Raw genomic sequence first — 21,296 nt, forward strand, 5'->3', positions numbered from 1 at the left:
GCGATTACATTTTGTTTGGCGCGGACACGCCGATCAGTGCCAGGCCGTTGCGCAGTACCTGGCGCGCGGCGATGACGAGAGCCAGGCGGGCCATCTTGACGGCTTCGTCCTCGACCAGCACTTTTTCGGCGAAGTAGAAGCTGTGCAGGTTGGCGGCCAGGTCGCGCAGGTAGAAGGCGACTTGATGCGGTCCCAGTTCCGCTTGCGCGCGCGCCAGCATTTCCGGATAGGCGGCCAGGGTCGCCAGCAGGGTCGCTTCCGTCGGCGCCGTCAGGGGAGACAGGTCAACGCCGGCAACCGTGCTTTCATCGCCGCCCCAGTTTTCCAGGATGCGGCAGATGCGCGCATGCGCGTACTGCACGTAATAGACGGGGTTTTCATCGGTGGTTTTCAGCGCCACGTCGACGTCGAAGACGAATTCCGTGTCGGCCTTGCGCGAGATCAGGAAGAAGCGCACGGCGTCGCGGCCCTTGGCGATGTCGCCGCCGCCCGACCATTCGATCAGGTCGCGCACGGTCACGTAGGAGCCGGCGCGCTTCGAAATCTTGACTTCTTCGCCGTCTTTCATGACGGTGACCATCTTGTGCAGCACGTAGTCGGGGTAGCCTTGCGGGATGCCCATGTCGACGGCCTGCAGGCCGGCGCGCACGCGGGCGATGGTGCCGTGGTGGTCGCTGCCCTGGATATTGATGGCCTGCACGAAGCCGCGCTGCCATTTCACCAAGTGGTACGCGACGTCCGGCACGAAATACGTGTAGGTGCCGTCCGTCTTGCGCATCACGCGGTCCTTGTCGTCGCCGAAGTCGGTGGTGCGCAGCCACAGCGCGCCATCCTGCTCGTAGGTGTGGCCCGCCTTGATCAAGGTTTCGACGGCGTTATTGACCTTGCCGTCCGCGTACAGCGACGATTCCAGGTAGTAATTGTCGAACTTCACGCCGAACGCCTGCAAGTCGATGTCCTGCTCGTTGCGCAGGTAGGTGACGGCGAACGGGCGGATCGAGTCGATGTCTTCCACGTTGCCATTGGCCGTGGCAGGCTGGCCATCGCTGGCCGAGACGGTCTTGCCGGCCTTGAAGTCGTTGGCGATATCGGCGATGTAGTCGCCGTTGTAGGCGGACTCGGGCCATTCGGCGTCGCCCGGCTTGAAGCCGCGCGCGCGCGCCTGCACGGAGTTGGCCAGGGTCTGGATCTGCACGCCCGCGTCGTTATAGTAGAACTCGCGCGTCACTTTGTAGCCTTGCGCGTCGAACAGCGAGGACAGGGCGTCGCCCAGGGCCGCCTGGCGGCCGTGGCCCACGTGCAGCGGACCGGTCGGGTTGGCCGAGACGAATTCCAGGATGACTTGCTTGCCGGCGCCTGCCGTGCTGCGGCCATAGCTGTCGGCCTCGCCCAGGATGGTTTTCACCACGGCCTGCTTGGCGGCGTTTGACACGCGCACGTTGATGAAGCCGGGACCGGCGATTTCCACTGCCTCGACCAGGCCCTTGCCGGCCGGGTTGGCCAGCACGGCCGTCACGATGGTTTGCGCCAGTTCGCGGGGATTCTGTTTCAGCTGCTTGGCCAGTTGCATGGCGATATTGCAGGCGACGTCGCCATGCGATGCATCGCGTGGTCGCTCGAGCACCACGGTAGGCTCGAGCGTAGTGCCGGCCAGGACGGGAGCGAGGGCGGCCTGGAACAGGGCGATGATTTCTTGTTTCTGTTGGGCGAGCATGAGCAGGATGGCGGTGGAACCGCGTTAAGAATGAATAGAATGAATCAAAAAGCAAAACGGACGGCAAGTACACAAGCCGCCCAGACTGCGTTAATTATACTGGTTTGCCGCCGGGAACAATACGCCAGCCGGCAGTGTTCCCGTGCTGGCGCGTTTCACGATATTATCAGGACAGCATGCCCATGTTGGTGCGCGAAAACATCAGCATGGTGCATTCTGCTTGTATATATGCAGTTTTTTGCCGCAATTTACAGGTATCGCTGCAATCGCTTGGGCCAGAGGGCGCCACAAACGCTACAATCGACCCTTTATTGATGACGCGCGGCCGCGACTTTGCCTCCATGCAGCCCGCCGCGCGCAGCCACACCGGATAACTATGAACAAGCGCCCCACGCTGAAATTGAAAACCAAGCCGGCGCCAGGCCAGGCTCCTGCCGTACCGAAATTGCGTCCCAGCTACCATCCCGACCTGAAACCGGTCTTGCAGCCAGGCTTCCAGCCCGATTTGCGCGCCGACTCGCTGGCGTTTTGCCTGCTGGGCGCGGCCAATGCCATAGCGCAAGTGCGCACGGGAACGGCCTTGCCGCAGGCGCTGGCCAAGGTGTTTACGCAATCGAACGCCAGCCCGCAGGCGCGCGGCGCCATCCAGGATATTTCCTACCGTACCATGCGCCAGCTGGGCCGCAGCGAAACCCTGGTCGGCCTGATGACGTCGAAGGCGCCCGAGCCGCCGATGCTGGCCGCCTTGCTGTGCTGCGCGCTGTCCTTGATGTCGGCCGAGCCGGGCGAGCAGCCATACGAAGAATTCACGGTGGTCGACCAGGCCGTCACGGTCGCCACGTCGCACCCTGACCTGGCGCACGCCAAGGGCATGGTCAACGCTGTCTTGCGCCGTTTCTTGCGCGAGCGCAAATCCTTGCTGGAAGCGGCCCTGCAGCAACCGTTGGCGCAATGGAATTATCCGCAGTGGTGGATTGACTCGCTGCGCCTGGCCTATCCGCGCGACTGGCAAGCCATTTTGACGGCCGGCAATGCCGTGCCGCCATTGACCCTGCGCGTGAATCGCCGCAAGAGCACGGTGGAAGCGTATCTGGCCGTGCTGCAGGAAGCGGGCATCGCCGCGCGCCAGGTGGGACCGTTCGCCGTGCGCCTGGATAAACCGATCGGCGTGGCCCTGATCCCCGGCTTCGAGCAGGGCGTCGTCTCTGTGCAGGATGCCGGCGCGCAACTGGCCGCACCGCTGCTCGACTTGCAGGACGGCATGCGCGTGCTCGATGCCTGCGCGGCGCCGGGCGGCAAGACCTGCCACATCCTGGAACTGGCCGACGTGCACGTGACCGCCATCGACGCGGACGCCAAGCGCCTGCCGCGCATCGCGGAAAACCTCGAGCGCCTGGGCCTGGACGCCACCCTGAAGGCGCAGGATGCGCAATCGAGCGCGTGGTGGGACGGCCAGCAGTACGACCGCATCCTGGCCGACGTGCCGTGCACGGCCTCGGGCATCGTGCGCCGCCATCCCGATATCCGCTGGTTGCGCCGCAAGGGTGACGCGTTCCAACTTGCAACACTTTCATCCAAAATTCTGGACAACCTGTGGCAGATGCTGCGCCCCGATGGTAAATTGCTGTTCGTGACATGTTCATTGTGGCCGCAGGAGTCCGAGGCACAGGCGGCGGCATTTGCGGTGCGCAATAATGCGACCCGATTGACAGCGCCTGGCCAGCTGTTGCCGACCGGCAGCGCGGAGCAGGACCACGACGGTTTGTTCTATGCGCTATTCCAAAAAAATGCGGCTTGAGCGATTCGTCGAACCTTATCCTACGGACTACACCGGCACACTTGTGACAACACGACTCTTCCGACTCCTGGCCCTGCTGCTGATGCTGGCATGTACCATGCCACGCGCGCATGCCGCCGATATGGTCGAGATCACCCGTGCCTACATCGAGTCTAGCGAAGAGGGCTACAAGCTGGCCGCCACATATTCCTTCGAGCTCAATCATGACCTCGATGATGCCGTGCAGCATGGCGTGCCGCTGTTTTTCACGACGGAAATCGAACTGACCCGGCCCCGCTGGTACTGGTTCGATGAAAAGGCCATCGTGGCGCGCCAGACCAGCCGGCTGTCGTACAACGTGCTCACGCGCCAGTACCACGTGTCGGGCGGCGGCTTGCAGCAAAGCTTTGCCACGCTCGACGATGCGCTGTTCCTGATCCGCCGTCCCAGCCGCTGGCTGGTGGCGCGGCGCGGCGAACTGAAAGTGGGGCAGACGTATAACGTCACCTTGCGCATGGGCATGGACCGCGACTACCTGCCCAAGCCGATACAGGTCAATGCCTTCAATAACAGCGACTGGCGCCTGGCTTCGAATAAAAAAACCTTTTTGTATACGGCGGAGTAGTGAGTCAAGCATTGCGCTATCTGCTGGTGGTGGGCGGCGGCATTGTCAGTATCCTGCTGTTCCTGCTGGCGTCGGCTTCCGACAATTCCGGCTTTTTCGACCGTTACTACACCTGGCTGCTGGGCCTGAACGCGGCCGTCGCCGTGTCCCTGCTGGCGCTGGTGGGTATTTCCCTGGCCCGCCTGTACGCGCGCTACAAGAGCGGCAAGTTCGGCTCCAAGCTGATGACGCGCCTGGTGATGCTGTTCGCCGCCGTCGGCATCCTGCCGGGCCTCGTGATTTTCCTTGTCTCCGTGCAATTCGTCTCCCACTCCATCGAATCCTGGTTCAACGTCAAGATCGAAGCGGCGCTGGAATCGGGGATTGAGCTGGGCCGTGCCGGCCTCGATGCGGCCCTGGTCGAGCTCGATCACCGGGGTCACAAGGCGGTCGAAGAAATGGGCGCCGACCCGGTGGCCGGCCCGGCCGTGCTGACCAGCCTGCTGCGCGAGGAGGGCATGCAAAACGCCATGCTCGTCAGCGGCGACGGCGTGCTGCTGGCCAGCGCCGGGCCGCACAGCGCGGCCGACTTGCCGACGCCGGCCATGCTGGTGCAGGCGGCCTCGCCGGCCGGCTATGCCTCGGCCGAAGGGGGCTTGGAATTGCACGACGATGGCACGGAGTCGGGCGGCGGCGGTTTCCGCTCGGGCCTGCCGGCGTCGCTGGAAACGGCGGCCAGCCTGCGCCTGCGCGTGCTGGTGGCCGTGCCGGGGCCGTCCGTGTCGCCCCGCTATCTGCAACTGCTGCAGGCGGTGCCGCCCAAGCTGGCGACGAATGGCGAAGTGCTGCGCGCCGCCTACAGCGAATACAAGGAACGTTTCGTCGCGCGCGTGGGTCTGCGCAAGATGTACATGGAAATCCTCACTTTGACCTTGCTGCTGGCCATCTTTGGCGCCATCGGCAGCGCTTTCCTGATCGCGGGCAACCTGGCTCAGCCCCTGCTGCTGCTGGCCGAAGGCACGCGCGCCGTGGCCGAAGGCGACCTGTCGCCGCGCCCCATCGTCGCCACCAAGGATGAACTGGGTACCCTGACGCAGTCGTTCAACATCATGACGCGCCAGTTGCTCGATGCGCGCACGGCCGTGGAAAGCAACCGTGCTGCCTTGCAAAACGCCAAGGCCCACCTGGAATCGGTGCTGGCGAACATGTCGGCCGGCGTGATGGTGCTCGACGGCGACTTCAAGCTGGTGACCTGCAATGAATCGGTCGAGCGCATCCTCCAGCATTCGGGCACGAGCATGGTGGGCCAGCCGCTGGCGCATATTGCTGGAATGGAAGAATTTGGCGGCGCCATCATCAGCGCCTTCACGGCGCAAAGCGCGCAATCGGCGTCGGGCCGCAACCAGCAGCGTCTGCACTGGCAGCGGCAGATCGAGATTCCGCGCCGCCTGGGCAGCAGTGCCGACGAGCATGACATCACCCTGCTGGCGCGCGGTTCGCGCCTGCCGCTGGAGTCCGGCAGCGGCTACATCGTCGTGTTCGATGATATTTCCGACGTGATTTCCGCGCAGCGCTCGATCGCCTGGGGCGAGGTGGCACGCCGCCTTGCGCATGAAATCAAGAATCCGCTCACGCCGATCCAGCTGTCGGCCGAGCGCCTGCAGATGAAGCTCGAAGGCAAGCTGGAGCAGCCCGATGCGGATTTGCTCAGCCGCGCCACCACCACCATCGTCAAGCAGGTCGATGCGATGAAGCGCATGGTCGACGACTTCCGCGACTATGCGCGCACGCCGCCGGCCGTGCTCACGCCGCTGCGCCTGAACGAGCTGATCGAAGAGATACTGAACCTGTACCTGCGCGGCGACGATGGCGACATCATCCACCCGCTGCTGGCGCCGAATCTGCCGATGGTGATGGGCGATCCGACCCAGTTGCGCCAGGTGATTCACAACCTGCTGCAGAACGCGCAGGACGCCATGGCCGACCTGCCGCCGGACTCGCCGCATCCGCGGATTGACGTGAGGACGGAAGCAATTCATTATCGCAGTGCGGACGGCGGCGTGAATATCGCCGTGCGGCTGGCCATCACGGACAATGGTCCTGGTTTTGCACCCAAAATCCTGGCGCGCGCGTTCGAGCCGTATGTGACCTCGAAGGCCCGCGGCACGGGATTGGGCCTGGCGATGGTAAAGAAAATTATCGATGAACACGGCGGACGCATCGATATCGAGAACCGGGTCGACGGCAATGGCGCTTCGGTGGTCATTTTGCTGTTAAAGTTAGCTCCCGACGCTCCTGCCCAGGAATTCCTGGCGTGAGGGTCTGGTTTAGTATTTAAAACACTAATAAAATCATAGTTGTCCGCCGCGTGCATCTTGTGCGCGACGGCCGGCGAAATGAGGAAGGCAAGACACGAATGGCAAACATACTCGTAGTGGATGATGAAATGGGTATCCGTGAGTTGCTCTCGGAAATTTTGGGCGACGAAGGACATGCTATCCAGCTGGCCGAAAATGCGCAGCAGGCGCGCGAAGCGCGTGCCGCCGGTGCGCCGGATCTGGTATTGCTGGATATCTGGATGCCCGACACCGATGGCGTCACCTTGCTCAAGGAGTGGCAGCGCGATGGCTTGCTGACCATGCCGGTGATCATGATGTCGGGCCACGCCACCATCGATACGGCGGTCGAGGCGACGCGCATCGGCGCCATGAACTTCCTGGAAAAACCGATTGCCCTGCAAAAACTGCTGAAGGCGGTCCAGCAAGGCTTGACGCGGGCCCAGGAAACCGTGCGCGCGCCGAGCGTGGCGCCGCGTCCCGTGGCGCCCGTGGTGGCCGAGGAAAGCAGCCATCCCGTGCCCAGCTTTGGCGGCAGCGCACCGCAACAGCTGATGGTGCGCCCAGGCATCGCCGTACCGGCGGTGGCCGAAGGCCATGGCTACAACCTGTCGTTCGACTTGCCGCTGCGCGAGGCGCGCGATGCGTTCGAGCGCATGTATTTCGAACACCACCTGGGCCGCGAAGGCGGCAGTATGACCCGCGTGGCGGAAAAAACGGGCCTGGAACGCACCCATCTGTATCGTAAGCTGAAACAGCTGGGCGTCGAACCGGGCAAGCTGGCCAAGAAAGGCCTGTGACGTCAGCCGTACGGCGTCCGACGCCGCTGACCCTGGTCAGCGGTGGTCGCGCCGCCGAGCGCGAGGCGGCCATCGCGCAAGCCTTGCAGCCTGGCCACGCGACCGCCGTGATCCTCGAGGGTCTCGCCGACGGCAACGCCATCCTGGCCGACCTGGCCGAAGAAATTTCCCCTTCCTCATCGTTTCCATTGCAACTGTTGCGCATCGCGCCCGGTTGCCTGTGCTGCAGCGGCAATCTCGTATTGCGTGTAACATTAAATCGTCTGCTGCGCCATCCACCCGCGCGCCTGTTCATCAGCCTGGCCGACGCTTCGCATATCGAACAGCTACGCACCTGGCTGACCGTCAGTCCCTACGATGTCCTGCTGGCGCTGGAAGCGGACTTGCTTGTTTCCTCAACGTAGTTTCCTGACCGTCTTACCGCAGTTGCAGTTTGCATCTCGTTACAACTCTGTAGCCCGCAGGGTGGCCTTGCCGCTTGAAATGGCGGCGTGTGAACCCCACCTCTGTCCTGAAACCGCAAGAGTTTCTCTTGCTTGAGCGAAGGATGCAAAATGAACCTGATCTATAACAGCGAACAATATAGCGTCGTGGAATTCGGCGTCGATGGCGACCTGGAAGCCCTGCGCTTTGGCGGCTATGAAATCGTCGACAAGGGGGGCAAGCGGGAAACGTTTATCGCCGGTATCCTTGCGCAAAACTTCCGCCGCGACGTCACGGAATTGATCGCCAGCGAACCGAGCATGGAAGAGATCGATGAATTCTTGGGCAGCTACGATTCCCTCATGAGCCAGCCCGTCCTGTTGCACTGATGTGATGGCCATCGCCGCCATACCAATCCGCCAGGGCGTGGTATGGTGGCCGTGTTATCCAGCTGCAAACAGACCATGTGCCAACTTCTCGGAATGAATTGCAATGTCCCCACGGACATTGTCTTTAGTTTTACCGGCTTCGCCATGCGCGGCGGCCATACAGATACCCACCATGATGGCTGGGGCATCGCCTTTTTCGAGGGCGCCGGCGTGCGCCATTTTGTCGACCATCAGGCGGCCATCGCCTCGCCCGTGGCCGAACTGATCAAACGCTACCCGATCAAGTCGCGCAATGTCATCGCGCATATCCGCAAGGCCACGCAAGGCCAGGTGGCGCTGGAAAACTGCCACCCCTTCGTGCGCGAACTGTGGGGCCGCTACTGGGTCTTTGCCCACAATGGCGATTTGAAGGATTTCAACCCCGTGCTGACGGGCAGTTACCGTCCCGTCGGCTGCACCGACAGCGAACGGGCTTTCTGCTACCTGCTGCAGGAATTGCACGCGCGCTTTGGCGACGCCCCGCCGGCTTTGCCGCAGCTGCATGCGGCGCTGGCGGACTTGTTGCCCAGCATCGCGGCCCACGGCACGTTCAACATGATGCTGTCGAGCGGCGAGGCGCTGTTTGCCCATTGCTCGACCAGCTTGCACTATCTGGTGCGACAACATCCGTTTCCAACTGCTAAACTCTCCGATGAAGACCTGAGCGTGGACTTTTCCCAGGTGACGACGCCCCAGGACAGAGTGGCCGTGATCGTTACCCAGCCGCTGACGACGAATGAACAATGGACGGCGTTTGTGCCCGGCGAATTGAAATTATTTGTCGACGGGATGGTGCAAGACACGCCAGTGGCCTAATTTGTTGACGACAATACGCTGGATTGCTGCCAAAATACCCACAGCGCGGGCGGAATTCAGCTAAAGTATTGTCAATAGTGAACCTTGATGCGGGCGCGGCGCGGCCGGTGTCACTCGACGTGATTGATGAAGAGTTAATGATCGATATTTCCAGCAACGACATCACCCCGAAACCCTTGCGCGTGCGCGAGTTCTATCTGGGTCGACAACCTATCCTCGACCGCAACCAGGCCCTGTTCGGCTATGAGTTGCTATTCCGCAACGCTCCGGTCGGCCCCGCCAACATTACCAGCGACCTGTCCGCCACGGCGTCCGTCATCGCCCACGCTTCCCAGCTGGGCATGGAAAAGGTCATTGGCGACGCGCTCGGTTTCGTCAACGTCGATGCCGACGTGATCATGAGCGACATCTTCGTCTTCCTGCCGCGTGAAAAAGTCGTGCTGGAAATCGTCGAATCGATGCCCGTCACGCCGGAAGTGCGCGCGCGCATCAGCGAACTGGTGGGCCATGGCTTCACCTTCGCGCTGGAAAACGTCGTCTCCGATACGGCGCAAGTGCAGGAACTGCTGCCGCTGGTGCAGTACGTCAAGATGGACATGAGCACGGTCGACCCGAAAGTGCTGGCGGCGCTGGCGCCCCGTTTCAAGCGGGAAAACAAGAAACTGGTGGCGGAAAAGGTCGAGACGCGCGAAGAATTCAAGTCGGGCCTGGACCTGGGCTTCGATTACTTCCAGGGTTATTACTTTGCCAAGCCGGCCATCATGACGGGCAAGAAGTTGTCGCCGTCGCAACTGGCCGTCATGGAACTGATGACCCTGGTGACGTCGGACGCCGACAACATGGATATCGAGCGCGCCATCAAGCGCGACGTGTCCCTGGCCCTGAACCTGCTGCGCCTGGTCAATACGCCGGCCGTGGGCGCGCGCCAGCGCATCGATTCGCTGAGCCAGGCCGTCACCGTACTGGGCCGCCGCCAATTGCAGCGCTGGCTGCAAATCATGCTGTACGCGGAACCAAGCAAGCGCGGCCATAGCATGACGCCGCTGCTGATGCTGGCCACCACGCGCGGCCGTTTGCTCGAATTGCTCGCACATAAACTGCGCCCGAACCACGCCCACTCGGCCGATATCGCCTTCACGGTCGGCATCATGTCGCTGATGGATACCCTGTTCGGCGTGCCGATGTCGGAAATCCTCAGCCAGATCGAAGTGATCGACGAAGTGGCTGAAGCGCTGCTGTCGCGCGAAGGCTTCTACGGCGACCTGCTGCGCCTGGCCGAATGCATCGAGCGCATCGAAGACATGGAAGGCGAGATCGTACCGACCCTGCGCGACCTGGCCATGTCGCCGGACGACCTGGTGGAGCTGGAAATGGCCGCCTATGAGTGGAGCGATAACGTCGTCCGCTACGCACTGTAGGTCGGATTAGGCCCAAAGGGCCGTAATCCGACAACATTGTTGGCGCGTTCTCAAAAGCCCTGCACGGCGTCGCCGTAGCAGGGCTTTTTTACGCCGCTACGCTGCCGCCCCGGGCCAGTGCTTGTGCAGCTCGGGGTCGGTGCGCAGTTCCCACAGGGCCAGCACGACGACGGCGATACCGACAAGCAGTTCGTTCCACATGACGACGGGCTGATCGGCCAGCCGCAGGATCCACGGCGAGGCGGCGACCCACACGCCGACAAGCAGGTTGACGACGACGGCCCAGAAATAGGTCTTGTACAGGTCGAAGGCGGCCAGCACGGCGATCACCAGGCCCGAGACAAGGGCGTTGATCATCTGCGGCGAGCCTTCGGGATAGGAAAAGGCCCAGGGCGAGACGACCAGCCATAAGCCCAGCAACAGGATCACTTGGTCCTGCCAGCGTTTCAGTTTGAAGTTGGTTGCCATATATCCTCCTTAGCCAGTCAGGGAACGGGCCGGAGCGGGCATGCAGCATGCCGGCCGGCATACTGCGTTAGTGCGCTGCGGCGCGCGGAAAGTTCCGCGCGCCTTGTGCTTAAATTATGACAGATTGGGCGCCAGCCAGCGTTCCACGTCCTCGATATTGGCGCCACGGCGTTTGGCCATGTCTTCCACCTGGTCCATGCCGATCTTGCCGACGACGAAGTATTTCGACTCCGGGTGGGCAAAATAGAAGCCGGACACTGCCGCGCCGGGGAACATGGCATACGATTCCGTCAGCTGCATGCCGATTTCCTCGGCCTGCATGACCTCGAACATCTGTTTCTTGACCGTGTGCTCGGGGCAGGCCGGGTAGCCGGGCGCCGGGCGGATGCCGACATATTTCTCGGCGATCATGTCGTCGTTGCCCAGGTGCTCGTCCGGCACATAGCCCCACAAATCCTTGCGCACGCGCTCGTGCAGGTATTCGGCAAACGCCTCGGCCAGGCGGTCCGCCAGCGATTTGAGCATGATGGACGAGTAATCGTCGTGCGCATCCTCGAAGCGCTTTTCGTACTTTTCAATGCCCAGGCCGGACGTGACGGCGAACATGCCGATGTAATCCTTCACGCCCGATGCTTTCGGCGCAATGAAGTCGGCCAGGCACTGGTTCGGACGCTGCACACCGTCGACCACGGGTTTGACGCCTTGCTGGCGCATGCCGTAGTACGTAAATGCCACGGTACTGCGCGTATCGTCCGTGTACACCTCGATATCGTCGTCATTGACGCTGTTCGCTGGCAGCAAGGACACGACGCCGTTGGCCGTCAGCCAGCGCCCGTCGATGAGTTTTTTCAGCAAGGCCTGGCCTTCCGCGTACACCTTGGTAGCCGCGTCGCCCACCACTTCATCGGTCAGAATGGCGGGGAAGGGGCCGGCCAGGTCCCAGGTCTGGAAGAACGGGCCCCAGTCGATGTAGTTGGCCAGGGTGGCCAGGTCGACATTTTTAAACACGCGCCGGCCGATGAACTTCGGTTTCACGGGCGTGCAGGCGCCGTCGAACGGCACGACCATGCGGTTGGCGCGCGCTTGCGCCAGCGGCAGGATGGGCAGGGCCTTCTTGTTGGCGTGCTGCTCGCGGATGCGCGCGTAATCGAGTTCGATGTCTTCCACGTATTTGTCGCGCTGCTCCGGCGTCAAGAGCGACTGCGCCACGGACACGGAACGCGAAGCGTCCGGCACGTAGATCACGGGGCCTTCGTAGTTGTGCGCGATTTTCACGGCCGTGTGGGCGCGGCTGGTGGTGGCGCCGCCGATCAGCAGGGGAATCTTGAGCATGCGGAAATGTTCGTCGCGCTGCATTTCCTTGGCGACGTACGCCATTTCTTCCAGCGACGGCGTGATCAGGCCCGAGAGACCGATGATGTCCGCGTTTTCCACCTTGGCGCGGGCGAGGATTTCCGAGCACGGCACCATCACGCCCATGTTCACTACTTCGAAGTTATTGCACTGCAGAACGACGGTGACGATGTTCTTGCCGATGTCATGCACGTCGCCTTTGACGGTCGCCATGATGATCTTGCCCTTCGGCTTGGCGACGATGCCCGTGCGTTTTTCTTCCAGCAGCTTTTCTTCCTCGATGAACGGGATCAAGTGGGCCACGGCCTGTTTCATGACGCGCGCCGATTTCACCACTTGCGGCAGGAACATCTTGCCTTGGCCAAACAGGTCGCCGACCACGTCCATGCCGGCCATCAAGGGGCCCTCGATCACGTGGATGGGGCGCCCGCCATTGTGCAGCAGTTCCTGGCGCGCTTCTTCCGTGTCTTCCACGATGAATTGCGTGATGCCATGCACCAGCGCGTGCGACAGGCGCGCCTGCACCGTGCCTTCGCGCCAGGCCAGGGTTTGCGCTTCGGCCTTGCCGCCCGCCTTCAGGGTGCCGGCAAATTCGATCATGCGCTCGGTCGAGTCTTCGCGGCGGTTCAGCACCACGTCTTCCACGCGCTCGCGCAGTTCCGGGTCGAGGTTGTCGTACACGCCGACCATGCCGGCGTTGACGATGCCCATGGTCATGCCCGCCTTGATCGCGTGGTACAGGAACACGGTATGGATGGCTTCGCGGGCTGGATCGTTGCCGCGGAAACTGAAGGACACGTTCGATACGCCGCCCGAGATCTTCGCGTACGGCAAGTTTTCCTTGATCCAGCGCGTGGCGTTGATGAAGTCGACGGCGTAGTTGTTGTGCTCTTCGATACCGGTGGCGACGGCAAAGATGTTCGGATCGAAAATGATGTCTTCGGGCGGGAAGTCCAGCGCATCGATCAGCAGGTGGTAGGCGCGCGCGCAAATTTCGATCTTGCGCTCGAAGGTGTCGGCTTGCCCCTTTTCATCGAAAGCCATGACGATGACGGCAGCGCCGTAGCGGCGGCACAGTTTCGCCTGGCGCAGGAATTCCTCTTCGCCTTCCTTCATGGAAATCGAGTTGACGATGGCCTTGCCCTGCACGCATTTGAGGCCCGCTTCGATGACCGACCATTTCGACGAGTCGACCATGATGGGCACGCGCGAAATATCGGGTTCCGAGGCGATCAGGTTCAAAAAGCGCGTCATGGCGGCCAGCGAATCGAGCATCGCTTCGTCCATGTTGATGTCGATCACTTGCGCACCGTTTTCCACCTGCTGGCGCGCCACGGACAAGGCTTCGTCGTATTGCTCATTGAGAATCATGCGCGCGAACGCCTTCGAGCCCGTGACGTTGGTGCGCTCGCCGACGTTGACGAACAGCGACGCGTCATTGACGACGAACGGTTCCAGGCCGGCAAGGCGCAGGTCGTGCGATGAGGCCGGCACGGTGCGCGGCGTGTTTTTCGACAGCAATTGGCCGATGGCGGCGATGTGCTCGGGCGTGGTGCCGCAGCAGCCGCCCGCCATGTTCAAGAATCCCGCGTCGGCAAATTCACGCAGCAGGGCGGACGTGTCGGCTGGCAACTCGTCGAAACCCGTGTCGCTCATGGGGTTGGGCAAGCCCGCGTTCGGGTAGATGCACACGAAGGTGTCGGCGATCTTGGCCAGCTCTTCCGCATACGGACGCATCAGGGCGGCGCCCAGCGCGCAGTTCAGGCCGATGGTCAGCGGTTTCGCGTGGCGCACGGAATTCCAGAAGGCGGGTACGGTCTGGCCCGACAAAATGCGCCCCGACGCATCCGTGACGGTGCCGGAAATCATCAGGGGCAGGCGCACGACAGTCGGGTTTTGCTCGTAGAACAGGTCGATGGCGAACAGGGCCGCCTTGCAGTTCAAGGTGTCGAAAATGGTTTCCACCAGCAGCACGTCGGCGCCGCCTTCGACCAGACCCTGCGTCTGTTGCAGGTAGGCGGCCACCAGTTGATCGAAGGTGACGTTGCGCGCGGCCGGGTCGTTCACGTCGGGCGAGATCGACGCCGTCTTTGGCGTGGGCCCGAGGGCGCCGGCGACGAAGCGCGGCTTGTCCGGCGTGGAATATTTGTCGCAGGCGGCACGCGCCAGCTTGGCCGCCTGCACATTCATTTCATAGGCCAGGTGGGCCATGTGATAGTCGTCTTGCGCGATGGTCGTGGCGCCGAAGGTATTCGTTTCGATCAGGTCGGCGCCGGCCGCCAGGTAGCGCTCGTGGATTTCCTGGATGATGTGCGGCTGCGTCAGGGTCAGCAGTTCATTGTTGCCCTTGACGAACAGTTCGCGCGCGCCACTGTCTGCCGGCGCGGCGAAATCGATGAAGCGGCCGGCGGGACCGCCACGGTACGCTTCTTCGTCGAGCTTGTATTGCTGGATGATCGTGCCCATGGCGCCGTCGAGGATCATGATCCGCTGCGCCAGGATGGCGCGCAAGGTGGCTTCGGTCGGGGACATGGCGGGGATCACGGTATCGTTCATTTCATGCTTTCAATAGGCAAACGGGCGGCGGCGCGGCGACAAGACTGTATGAGGCGGTTGCGGGTCAGCAGGATCAGCTGACGGAGTGTGCCGGCCGGGTAGGGCTGGCAGAAGGTGGCAATCGCCTGATTTCACCGGGTCTAAAATTATACGGCATCAGGCTGCTTTGGTTTTAAGCAAAAGCGGCTGTTCGCCCCACAGCAGGCCAGGTTGCAACACATTGCAACACATCAGCTTGCGCCGCGCCTGCTTCTGAAAATTACATTCCTGAAAATCTTACTCAAAACGTTAATTCTTCCGCCAAACTTGGCAGGAAGGCACGGCGTCTAGGCTGTGGAAAAATTTCCACATTATTTGCGCACTGTCAGAATCTTTTTAATGAATTGAATGGCAATAGCTGCAAAGGAAAATAATTTTGATTTAAGACAAGACAGAGTGAAGCGAATAATTCTTAGAATAAATCTTTCCAAGTCGATACTTTAACTATTATCAAAACCAATTGAATCAAAAGCATTAATAGTTGTCCTTGGGAATCGAATTAACCCATAATATGGGTTCTTCGAAATTATATTCTCACCAAAAGTCACCAATATGTCACATTTCTCCCGTGTCCTCCCCGGCATCGCGCTGCACCAACATGGTTGCCAGCCATGAAAAACCATCTGCTTGTAGCATTGTTTGTCGTGCTGGGCCTGTCCGCTTGCGGCGGAGGCGGCGGTGGCGGTGGTGACACGGTGGTGGCGACCACCTCGGGTACGCCAGTGCTGGTTCCTGCCGTGACGGCCGTCTCGGCGGCGAATGTCGCCGTGGGTGGCAGCCTGGTGGTGACGGGCACGAATCTGAGCCGCGTGACGGCTTTTCAGGTGGGCGGCGTGAACGTTGCCGCCAGCGCCAGCAGCGACAGCAGCGTAACCCTGGCCATGCCGGGCGTGCCCGTCACGGGCGCCTTGAGCCTGGTCAGCGCCAGCGGCACGGCGACCACCAGCTATAACGTGAACGTGTACCTGCCGCTGAGCGTGAGCAGTGTCGCACCGGCAACGGGCGGCGTCGGTTCCAGCGTGACGATCGCGGGCGGCGGCATGGGCGCCGTGACGGCGGTGCAGTTCGGCAATGGCGCTGCGGCAACGCCGCAAAGCCAGACGGCCAGCAGCGTGACGGTGGTGGTGCCTGCGGGTGCGGCGACAGGCGCGCTGACGGTGCGCGGTCCCTACAACGATGTGGCCAGCAGCGACACGTATACGGTCTTGGCAAACGTGGCAGTGACGTCGATCGTGTCGGCCGTCAACGGCGCGACCTTGTCGGTGACGCTGCAGGGCAGCAATCTCGACCAGGTCAGCTCGGCCACGGTGGGCAGTACGCCAGCCGCCATCGTCAGCGCCAGTGCCAGCCAGCTGGTGCTGTCCGCGCCAGCGTCGGCAACGGGCAGCGTGATGCTGTCGGCCGCTTCGCGCATCGCCGTGAATGCGGGCACGGTGTCGGCCTTTACCTTGGGCAGCATTGATTTCGCGCAGGTACTGAATTTGAATGCCAGCGATGCAGCCTTGCGCCTGACGCGCGGCAAGCCGGCCGCCGTGCGCGTGTCCGTGCTGGCCACGCAAACAGGCCAGGCCAGCCCGGCCGTGACCTTGAATGCGACGGCTGCCAATGGCAGCAACCTGGGCAGCATCACCATGAGCGGCCCATCGGTCTTGCCGACGTCGAAAAGCGATTACAGTTTCAACGGCAATTTCAGCGCCATCCTGCCGTCCGGCTGGGTTCTGCCTGGCGTGCGCGTGCGCGTGACGGCCGTGGGCAATGACGGCGTGCAAGTGAGTCAGGAAGCGGCGCCCGTGGTGGCCAGCCTGGCCAGGATCCGTCTGGTGCTGGTACCGTTGAGCACCGATGATGGCGTGGCGCAACTGCCTGACGCCGAGGTGATCCGTGCCGCGCTGCTGCGCGTGTATCCGTATGCGGCGGAAAATATCAGCATCACCACGCGCGCGGCGCTGAGCATGCCTGGCAGCAGCACGGCCGACAGCTGGTGGAGCGATACCCTGGGCAAGCTGGAAAACCAGCGCGCACTGGAAGACCGCGGCGCCTATTATTATGGTTTCGTGCCGAAAATGTCCTCCACGCGCGCCGCCGGCCTGGCCTACATCAACCAGCGCAGCAGCGGCAACGACTTCACGTCGGCCATCGGCCTGGACGCCAGGTTCAACAGCATTGCCTCCGTCGATCCATTCGGCAATCAATGGCCTGAATGGCTGACTACGCTGGTGCATGAGCTGGGTCACAACCACTCGTTGCAGCACGTTGCCTGTGGCGGTCCGTCCGGCGCCGCTGCCGACTACCCGTATGCGAATGGCGATCTGGGTCCGCAACCGCTGTACAACAGCAGCTATGCGGGCAGCATTGGCCAGTTGAGCAAGGCAGTCTATGGCAGCACGCCGATGAAAGACGTGATGAGCTATTGCAGTGGTGCCTGGTTCTCCGACTACAGCTATGTGCGCGTACAGCAATTCCTGGAGAAACGCAGCACGCAGGTTACGGGCAGCAATGTGGTGGCCGCCAGCATGTCCGTGGCCGAGAATGGCTATCTGACGATTTCCGGCCGTATCACGCCTTCTGGCGTGGGGCTGCGTCCCGCCGTTGCCTCGTCGGTGCGCATCGGCGCAGCGGCCAGCGGCAGCGGCCATGCTTATACCTTGCGCGTGCTGACGGCGTTGGGACAGACTATCGACTTGCCCTTCGATGCCGTCTCCGTGGCCGACCATGGCGGCAACGCCATGAGCCATTTCCGCGTCAGCTTCGCCAACCCGGGCGACATCAGCGACGTGCAAGTGCTGGCAAATGGCAAGGCTTTGGCCAAGCTGGAGCGCCCGGTGCGCCGCAGCAAGGTCGCCGCCAACGATGCCACGTTCGATGCGGTACAAAGCGGCGGCAAGCTGGCGCTGGTCTGGAATGCCGAGGCGGAACCGTACGCCGCCGTGCTGCACGTGGCCGCCGATGGCCGCAAGACGGTGGTCGCCAGTGACTTGACGGGTGGCAAAGCCAGCGTCGACGTCAGCGCCTTGCCGGCCGGTGGCCGCTTCGAGGTCAGCCTGTCGTCGTCCGTGGGCGCACGCCTGATGAAGGTGCAGCGCCGCTAAGCAAGGGCGGTCGATGCAACAAGGGCTTGCCGCGGCAAGCCCTTTTTTATGCGCGCAGGCATTGGTGCATAAACTGCACAGATCCTGTGCCTGGCGGGGGCTGCCGTTTTATCTCCCGCCTGCCTAGAATGGGGCTTCATCCACTTGCGGAGCATCCCATGCCCATCCTGAACCTGCGTTTATCCACGCCACCCGATGCGCGTCAGTCGGCCGCCATCGCCGCCACCCTGAGTCAATTGACGGCGCAACTGTTGCACAAGGCGCCCGAGCTGACGTCGGTGGCGATCAGCCATCTTGACGCGGCGCACTGGTTTGTCGGCGGGCCCTCGTTGCAGGCGCAAGGCAAGGCCAGTTTTTTCCTCGATATCCTGATCAGCGATGAAACGAATACGGCGGCGGAAAAGGCCGCGTATATCGCCGCCGTGTTTGCCGCCATGCACGAGTATCTCGGCGCCTTGCACGACGTCAGCTACATCCATGTGCACGATGCGCGCCAGGCGGCCTGGGGCTACGGCGGCTTGACGCAGCAGTTCCGCGCCGTGCGCAAGGCGCTGCAACAGCAGGCCTGATCAATCCCAGCGGTGATTTTGATAGTGTTGCACGGCAAAATCGATGAAGGCCCTGACCTTCGGCGACAGCTGGCGGCTGTGCGGATACAGCGCGTACAAGGTGCGTGGACGCAAGGTGTAGCCGGGCAAGACTTCCACCAGCTGGCCGCTGCGCAGCGCGTCGCGCACGATGAAGCCGGCCGCGGCGGCAATCCCCATGCCCCCCACGGCCGCTTCACGCAGAGCCACGCTCGTATTGGCTTGCAGGCTGCCGCGTACGGCCACCTTGTGCGCGGCGCCTTCACCATCGGTGAACGACCACTCCGCCGGCTTCTCGCCGGAGGTGTACATCAGGCAATTGTGCTGGACCAGGTCTTGCGGCGTGGCCGGATGGCCATGGCGGGCCAGGTAGGCGGGCGAGGCGACGGCCACCGTGCGGCTGCTGGCCAGCTGGCGCGCCACCAAGGTGGAGTCGGGCAAGCCGCGCGCCAGGCGCAGCGCCACGTCGAAGCCATCGTCGATCAGGTCGACGATGCGGTCATTGCAGACGAGATCGATGTGGATGTGCGGATATTGGCGGCTGAAATCGGGCAGCCAGGCGGCCAGTTCCAGGGTGCCGAAAGCCATCGGCGCATTGATGCGCAAGCTGCCGGACGGTTGCGCCTGGTGCATGGCGACGGCGCGGTCGGCAGCGTCAAGGGCGTCGAGGATATCGCGGCTGGCCAGGTAGTATTCCTGGCCGGCGGCCGTCAGGGCGAAGCGGCGCGTGGTGCGGTTGAGCAACTGGGCGCCCAGCTGGCTTTCCAGCTGGCGCACCTGGCGCGAGACGATGGAGTGGGAAATGCCCAGCGCGGCGCCGGCGGCCGTGAAGCTGCCCAGTTCCACGACGCGGCGCAGGGCGCGCAGGGCGGTCAGCTGGTCCATGGGCACGTGCCGGTTTAAACGAAGCGCTTGCCTTCGAGGGGGAAGCCCTTGATGAACTCGGCCGCAGGCAGGCGCTTGCCGCCCGGCTTTTGCAGTTCCGTCAGGCGCAAGGAACCATTGCCGCAAGCCACGACGATGCCGTGCTGGGCGTCGGCCGCCAGCACCTGGCCAGGCGCCTCCTTGCTGTCCGCCTCGATTACCTCGGCGGCCCAGATCTTGATGGTGACGCCATCGACCTGGCCGCAGGCGCCGGGAAACGGATTGAAGGCGCGGATTTTCAGGCCCAGTTCCAGCGCCGGCAGGCTGAAGTCGAGCGCCGCTTCTTCCTTGGCGATTTTCGCCGCGTAGGTGACGCCCGCTTCCGGCTGCGGCACGGCTTCGAGCGGCTGCTGCTGCATCTTGCGCAGGGTTTCGACGATCATCTTGCCGCCCAGGGTGGCCAGCTTGTCGTGCAAGGTGGCGGTGGAGTCGCCCGCCTCGATGGGCGTGCGCTCGATGGCCAGCATGGGGCCCGTATCGAGGCCTTCTTCCATCTGCATGATGGTCACGCCCGTTTCATCGTCGCCCGCTTCGATGGCGCGGTGGATCGGCGCGGCACCGCGCCAGCGCGGCAGCAGGGAACCATGGATATTGATGCAGGGTTTGATGTCGAGCGTGCTGCGCGGCAAGATCAAGCCGTAGGCCGCCACCACCATGACGTCGTAGTCGGTTGCCAGCAGGCGTTCGTGGGCCGCTTTCGCTTCGGCGGCGCGCTGCGGGTCCTTGCTGTCCATGCGCAGGGACAACGGTTGCAGCACCTCGATGCCGTGCTGCTGCGCATATTGCTTGACGGCCGAGGCGTGCAATTGCATGCCGCGTCCGGCGGGGCGGTCGGGCTGGGTCAGCACCAGCGGAATCTCGAATCCCGCTTCGTGCAAGTCTTTCAGGGCCGTGGCGGCGAATTCAGGCGTGCCTGCGAAGATCACTTTCATATGGTTCCTTGACGTGAGGTGCGCAGGCCCGCGCCGAAGGCGCCAGGCTGGCGTGGTGTAACGACTACTGTTGCTGCTTAGTCTATCAGCTGTACTGCAAAAACTCCTTGAACACCTTACAAAACCGTAGCGAGCGGAAGCGAATTGTGGCTGAGAAGCGGAACTGTGCTTGAGCACAGTGAGCATCGCAGGCCGCAAGTCGCGACGCGCAGTAGGTTTGGTCAGGTGTTTTCAGAAACGGCGGTTCTGCGCACGCAAGCTCGCTTCGCGCTCGAGACCACGGATTTCCTTGATCATCTTGGTCTTGATGCGGTTGCGCTTGAGCGGCGACAGGTATTCGACGAATACCTTGCCCAGCAAGTGATCCATCTCATGCTGGATGCAGACGGCCAGCAATCCATCGGCTTCCAGTTCGTACTGCTTGCCGTGGCGGTCCAGGGCACGCACCTTGATGCGGGCCGGGCGCTCGACGCCATCGTAGACGCCAGGCACGGACAGACAGCCTTCGTCGTAGACCTGCTTTTCTTCGCTGGCCCAGGTGATTTCCGGGTTGATGAAGACTTGCAACTGGTTTTTCTCTTCGGTGGTGTCGATCACCATCATCTGGATATGCTCGTCCACTTGCGACGCGGCCAGGCCGACGCCAGGGGCGTCGTACATGGTTTCGGCCATGTCGTCGATCAGGGTTTGCAGGCGCGCGTCAAATTCGGTGACGGGCTTGGCGATCGTGTGCAGGCGAGGATCGGGGTAACGCAGGATATTTAATATGGACATACGGATTCGACTGGTTAAGGTGGGCGCCGGTGCGCCGGATTATTCATGCCTGGGCCATGCGAACGATGGCAGGGCTATTTTATTTTTGAGTACGCTACGGTTGGGCGCGTGTGGCGCAACGGCGCGGCAGATGCGTTTGCCAGTGCGCTATTCGTTTGCTGCAAAGGGAAATTTTATCACAGACACCCATGGCCCTGTGGGCGGCGGGCCGTTTTGCAGCGCCATTGCACGCATTGTTGCGCGCGTCGGTATCGCGTC

General features: G+C 62.4%; 16 protein-coding genes. 10 read left to right on the forward strand and 6 right to left on the reverse strand.

Annotation, left to right across the window (positions count from 1 at the left end; all coding sequences use genetic code 11):
- Nucleotides 1-4: 4 nt before the first annotated feature.
- Nucleotides 5-1,714 (reverse strand): arginine--tRNA ligase, encoded by a 1,710-nt coding sequence (gene argS / locus JAB6_RS04965; RefSeq protein WP_070301611.1) that lies wholly within the window; start codon nt 1,712-1,714, stop codon nt 5-7.
- Nucleotides 1,715-2,090: 376 nt separating this feature from the next.
- On the opposite strand from argS, the gene rsmB reads away from it, so the two are divergent.
- From rsmB to JAB6_RS05005, 8 genes are all read left to right on the forward strand, one after another.
- The gene (gene rsmB, locus JAB6_RS04970) at nt 2,091-3,512 is read left to right on the forward strand and encodes a 16S rRNA (cytosine(967)-C(5))-methyltransferase RsmB (protein WP_070301612.1); all 1,422 of its coding nucleotides are present in this window, start codon (nt 2,091-2,093) and stop codon (nt 3,510-3,512) included.
- Nucleotides 3,513-3,609: 97 nt separating this feature from the next.
- On the forward strand, nt 3,610-4,116 hold the full coding sequence (locus JAB6_RS04975; RefSeq protein ID WP_235194189.1) for a DUF4390 domain-containing protein: 507 nt from the start codon (nt 3,610-3,612) through the stop codon (nt 4,114-4,116).
- Nucleotides 4,116-6,413 carry a PAS domain-containing sensor histidine kinase gene (locus JAB6_RS04980; protein WP_070301613.1) on the forward strand — a complete coding sequence of 766 codons (2,298 nt, stop codon included), beginning with the start codon at nt 4,116-4,118 and terminating at the stop codon, nt 6,411-6,413. Before JAB6_RS04975 ends, JAB6_RS04980 begins: the two co-directional genes overlap by 1 nt.
- Before the next feature lie 98 nt (nt 6,414-6,511).
- Entirely contained in the window at nt 6,512-7,231 is a 720-nt protein-coding gene (locus JAB6_RS04985) for a response regulator (RefSeq protein WP_034749318.1), read from the forward strand.
- On the forward strand, nt 7,228-7,635 hold the full coding sequence (locus JAB6_RS04990; protein ID WP_070301614.1) for a GTPase: 408 nt from the start codon (nt 7,228-7,230) through the stop codon (nt 7,633-7,635). The genes JAB6_RS04985 and JAB6_RS04990 overlap by 4 nt, the downstream gene beginning before the upstream one ends.
- Nucleotides 7,636-7,785: 150 nt before the next feature.
- Entirely contained in the window at nt 7,786-8,043 is a 258-nt protein-coding gene (locus tag JAB6_RS04995; RefSeq protein WP_034749313.1) for a DUF3567 domain-containing protein, read from the forward strand.
- Nucleotides 8,044-8,118: 75 nt separating this feature from the next.
- The gene (locus JAB6_RS05000; protein ID WP_080698502.1) at nt 8,119-8,898 is read left to right on the forward strand and encodes a class II glutamine amidotransferase; all 780 of its coding nucleotides are present in this window, start codon (nt 8,119-8,121) and stop codon (nt 8,896-8,898) included.
- 137 nt (nt 8,899-9,035) lie between these two features.
- Complete coding sequence (locus JAB6_RS05005; RefSeq protein WP_034749309.1) at nt 9,036-10,316, forward strand: EAL and HDOD domain-containing protein; 1,281 nt, start codon at nt 9,036-9,038, stop codon at nt 10,314-10,316.
- 96 nt (nt 10,317-10,412) lie between these two features.
- On the opposite strand, the gene JAB6_RS05010 is transcribed toward JAB6_RS05005, so the two are convergent.
- On the reverse strand, nt 10,413-10,784 hold the full coding sequence (locus JAB6_RS05010; RefSeq protein WP_051990989.1) for an SPW repeat protein: 372 nt from the start codon (nt 10,782-10,784) through the stop codon (nt 10,413-10,415).
- Nucleotides 10,785-10,898: 114 nt separating this feature from the next.
- The gene (metH, locus tag JAB6_RS05015; protein ID WP_175444497.1) at nt 10,899-14,693 is read right to left on the reverse strand and encodes a methionine synthase; all 3,795 of its coding nucleotides are present in this window, start codon (nt 14,691-14,693) and stop codon (nt 10,899-10,901) included.
- Nucleotides 14,694-15,343: 650 nt separating this feature from the next.
- On the opposite strand from metH, the gene JAB6_RS05020 reads away from it, so the two are divergent.
- The gene (locus tag JAB6_RS05020) at nt 15,344-17,821 is read left to right on the forward strand and encodes an IPT/TIG domain-containing protein (RefSeq protein ID WP_139143287.1); all 2,478 of its coding nucleotides are present in this window, start codon (nt 15,344-15,346) and stop codon (nt 17,819-17,821) included.
- Nucleotides 17,822-17,979: 158 nt separating this feature from the next.
- Nucleotides 17,980-18,390, forward strand: coding sequence for a 4-oxalocrotonate tautomerase family protein (locus tag JAB6_RS05025; RefSeq protein ID WP_070301616.1), 411 nt, complete (start codon nt 17,980-17,982; stop codon nt 18,388-18,390).
- Here the strand turns inward: JAB6_RS05025 and JAB6_RS05030 are convergent, their stop codons facing one another.
- The 3 genes from JAB6_RS05030 to def form a co-directional block, all read right to left on the reverse strand.
- Nucleotides 18,391-19,293 carry a LysR family transcriptional regulator gene (locus JAB6_RS05030; protein WP_070301617.1) on the reverse strand — a complete coding sequence of 301 codons (903 nt, stop codon included), beginning with the start codon at nt 19,291-19,293 and terminating at the stop codon, nt 18,391-18,393.
- Nucleotides 19,294-19,307: 14 nt separating this feature from the next.
- Entirely contained in the window at nt 19,308-20,264 is a 957-nt protein-coding gene (gene fmt, locus JAB6_RS05035) for a methionyl-tRNA formyltransferase (protein ID WP_058050246.1), read from the reverse strand.
- A gap of 231 nt (nt 20,265-20,495) precedes the next feature.
- On the reverse strand, nt 20,496-21,038 hold the full coding sequence (gene def, locus JAB6_RS05040) for a peptide deformylase (protein ID WP_034749294.1): 543 nt from the start codon (nt 21,036-21,038) through the stop codon (nt 20,496-20,498).
- Between the last annotated feature and the right edge of the window lie 258 nt (nt 21,039-21,296).

This window comes from Janthinobacterium sp. HH104, from assembly GCF_001758715.1.
In the GTDB taxonomy this organism is placed as follows: domain Bacteria; phylum Pseudomonadota; class Gammaproteobacteria; order Burkholderiales; family Burkholderiaceae_D; genus Janthinobacterium; species Janthinobacterium aestuarii.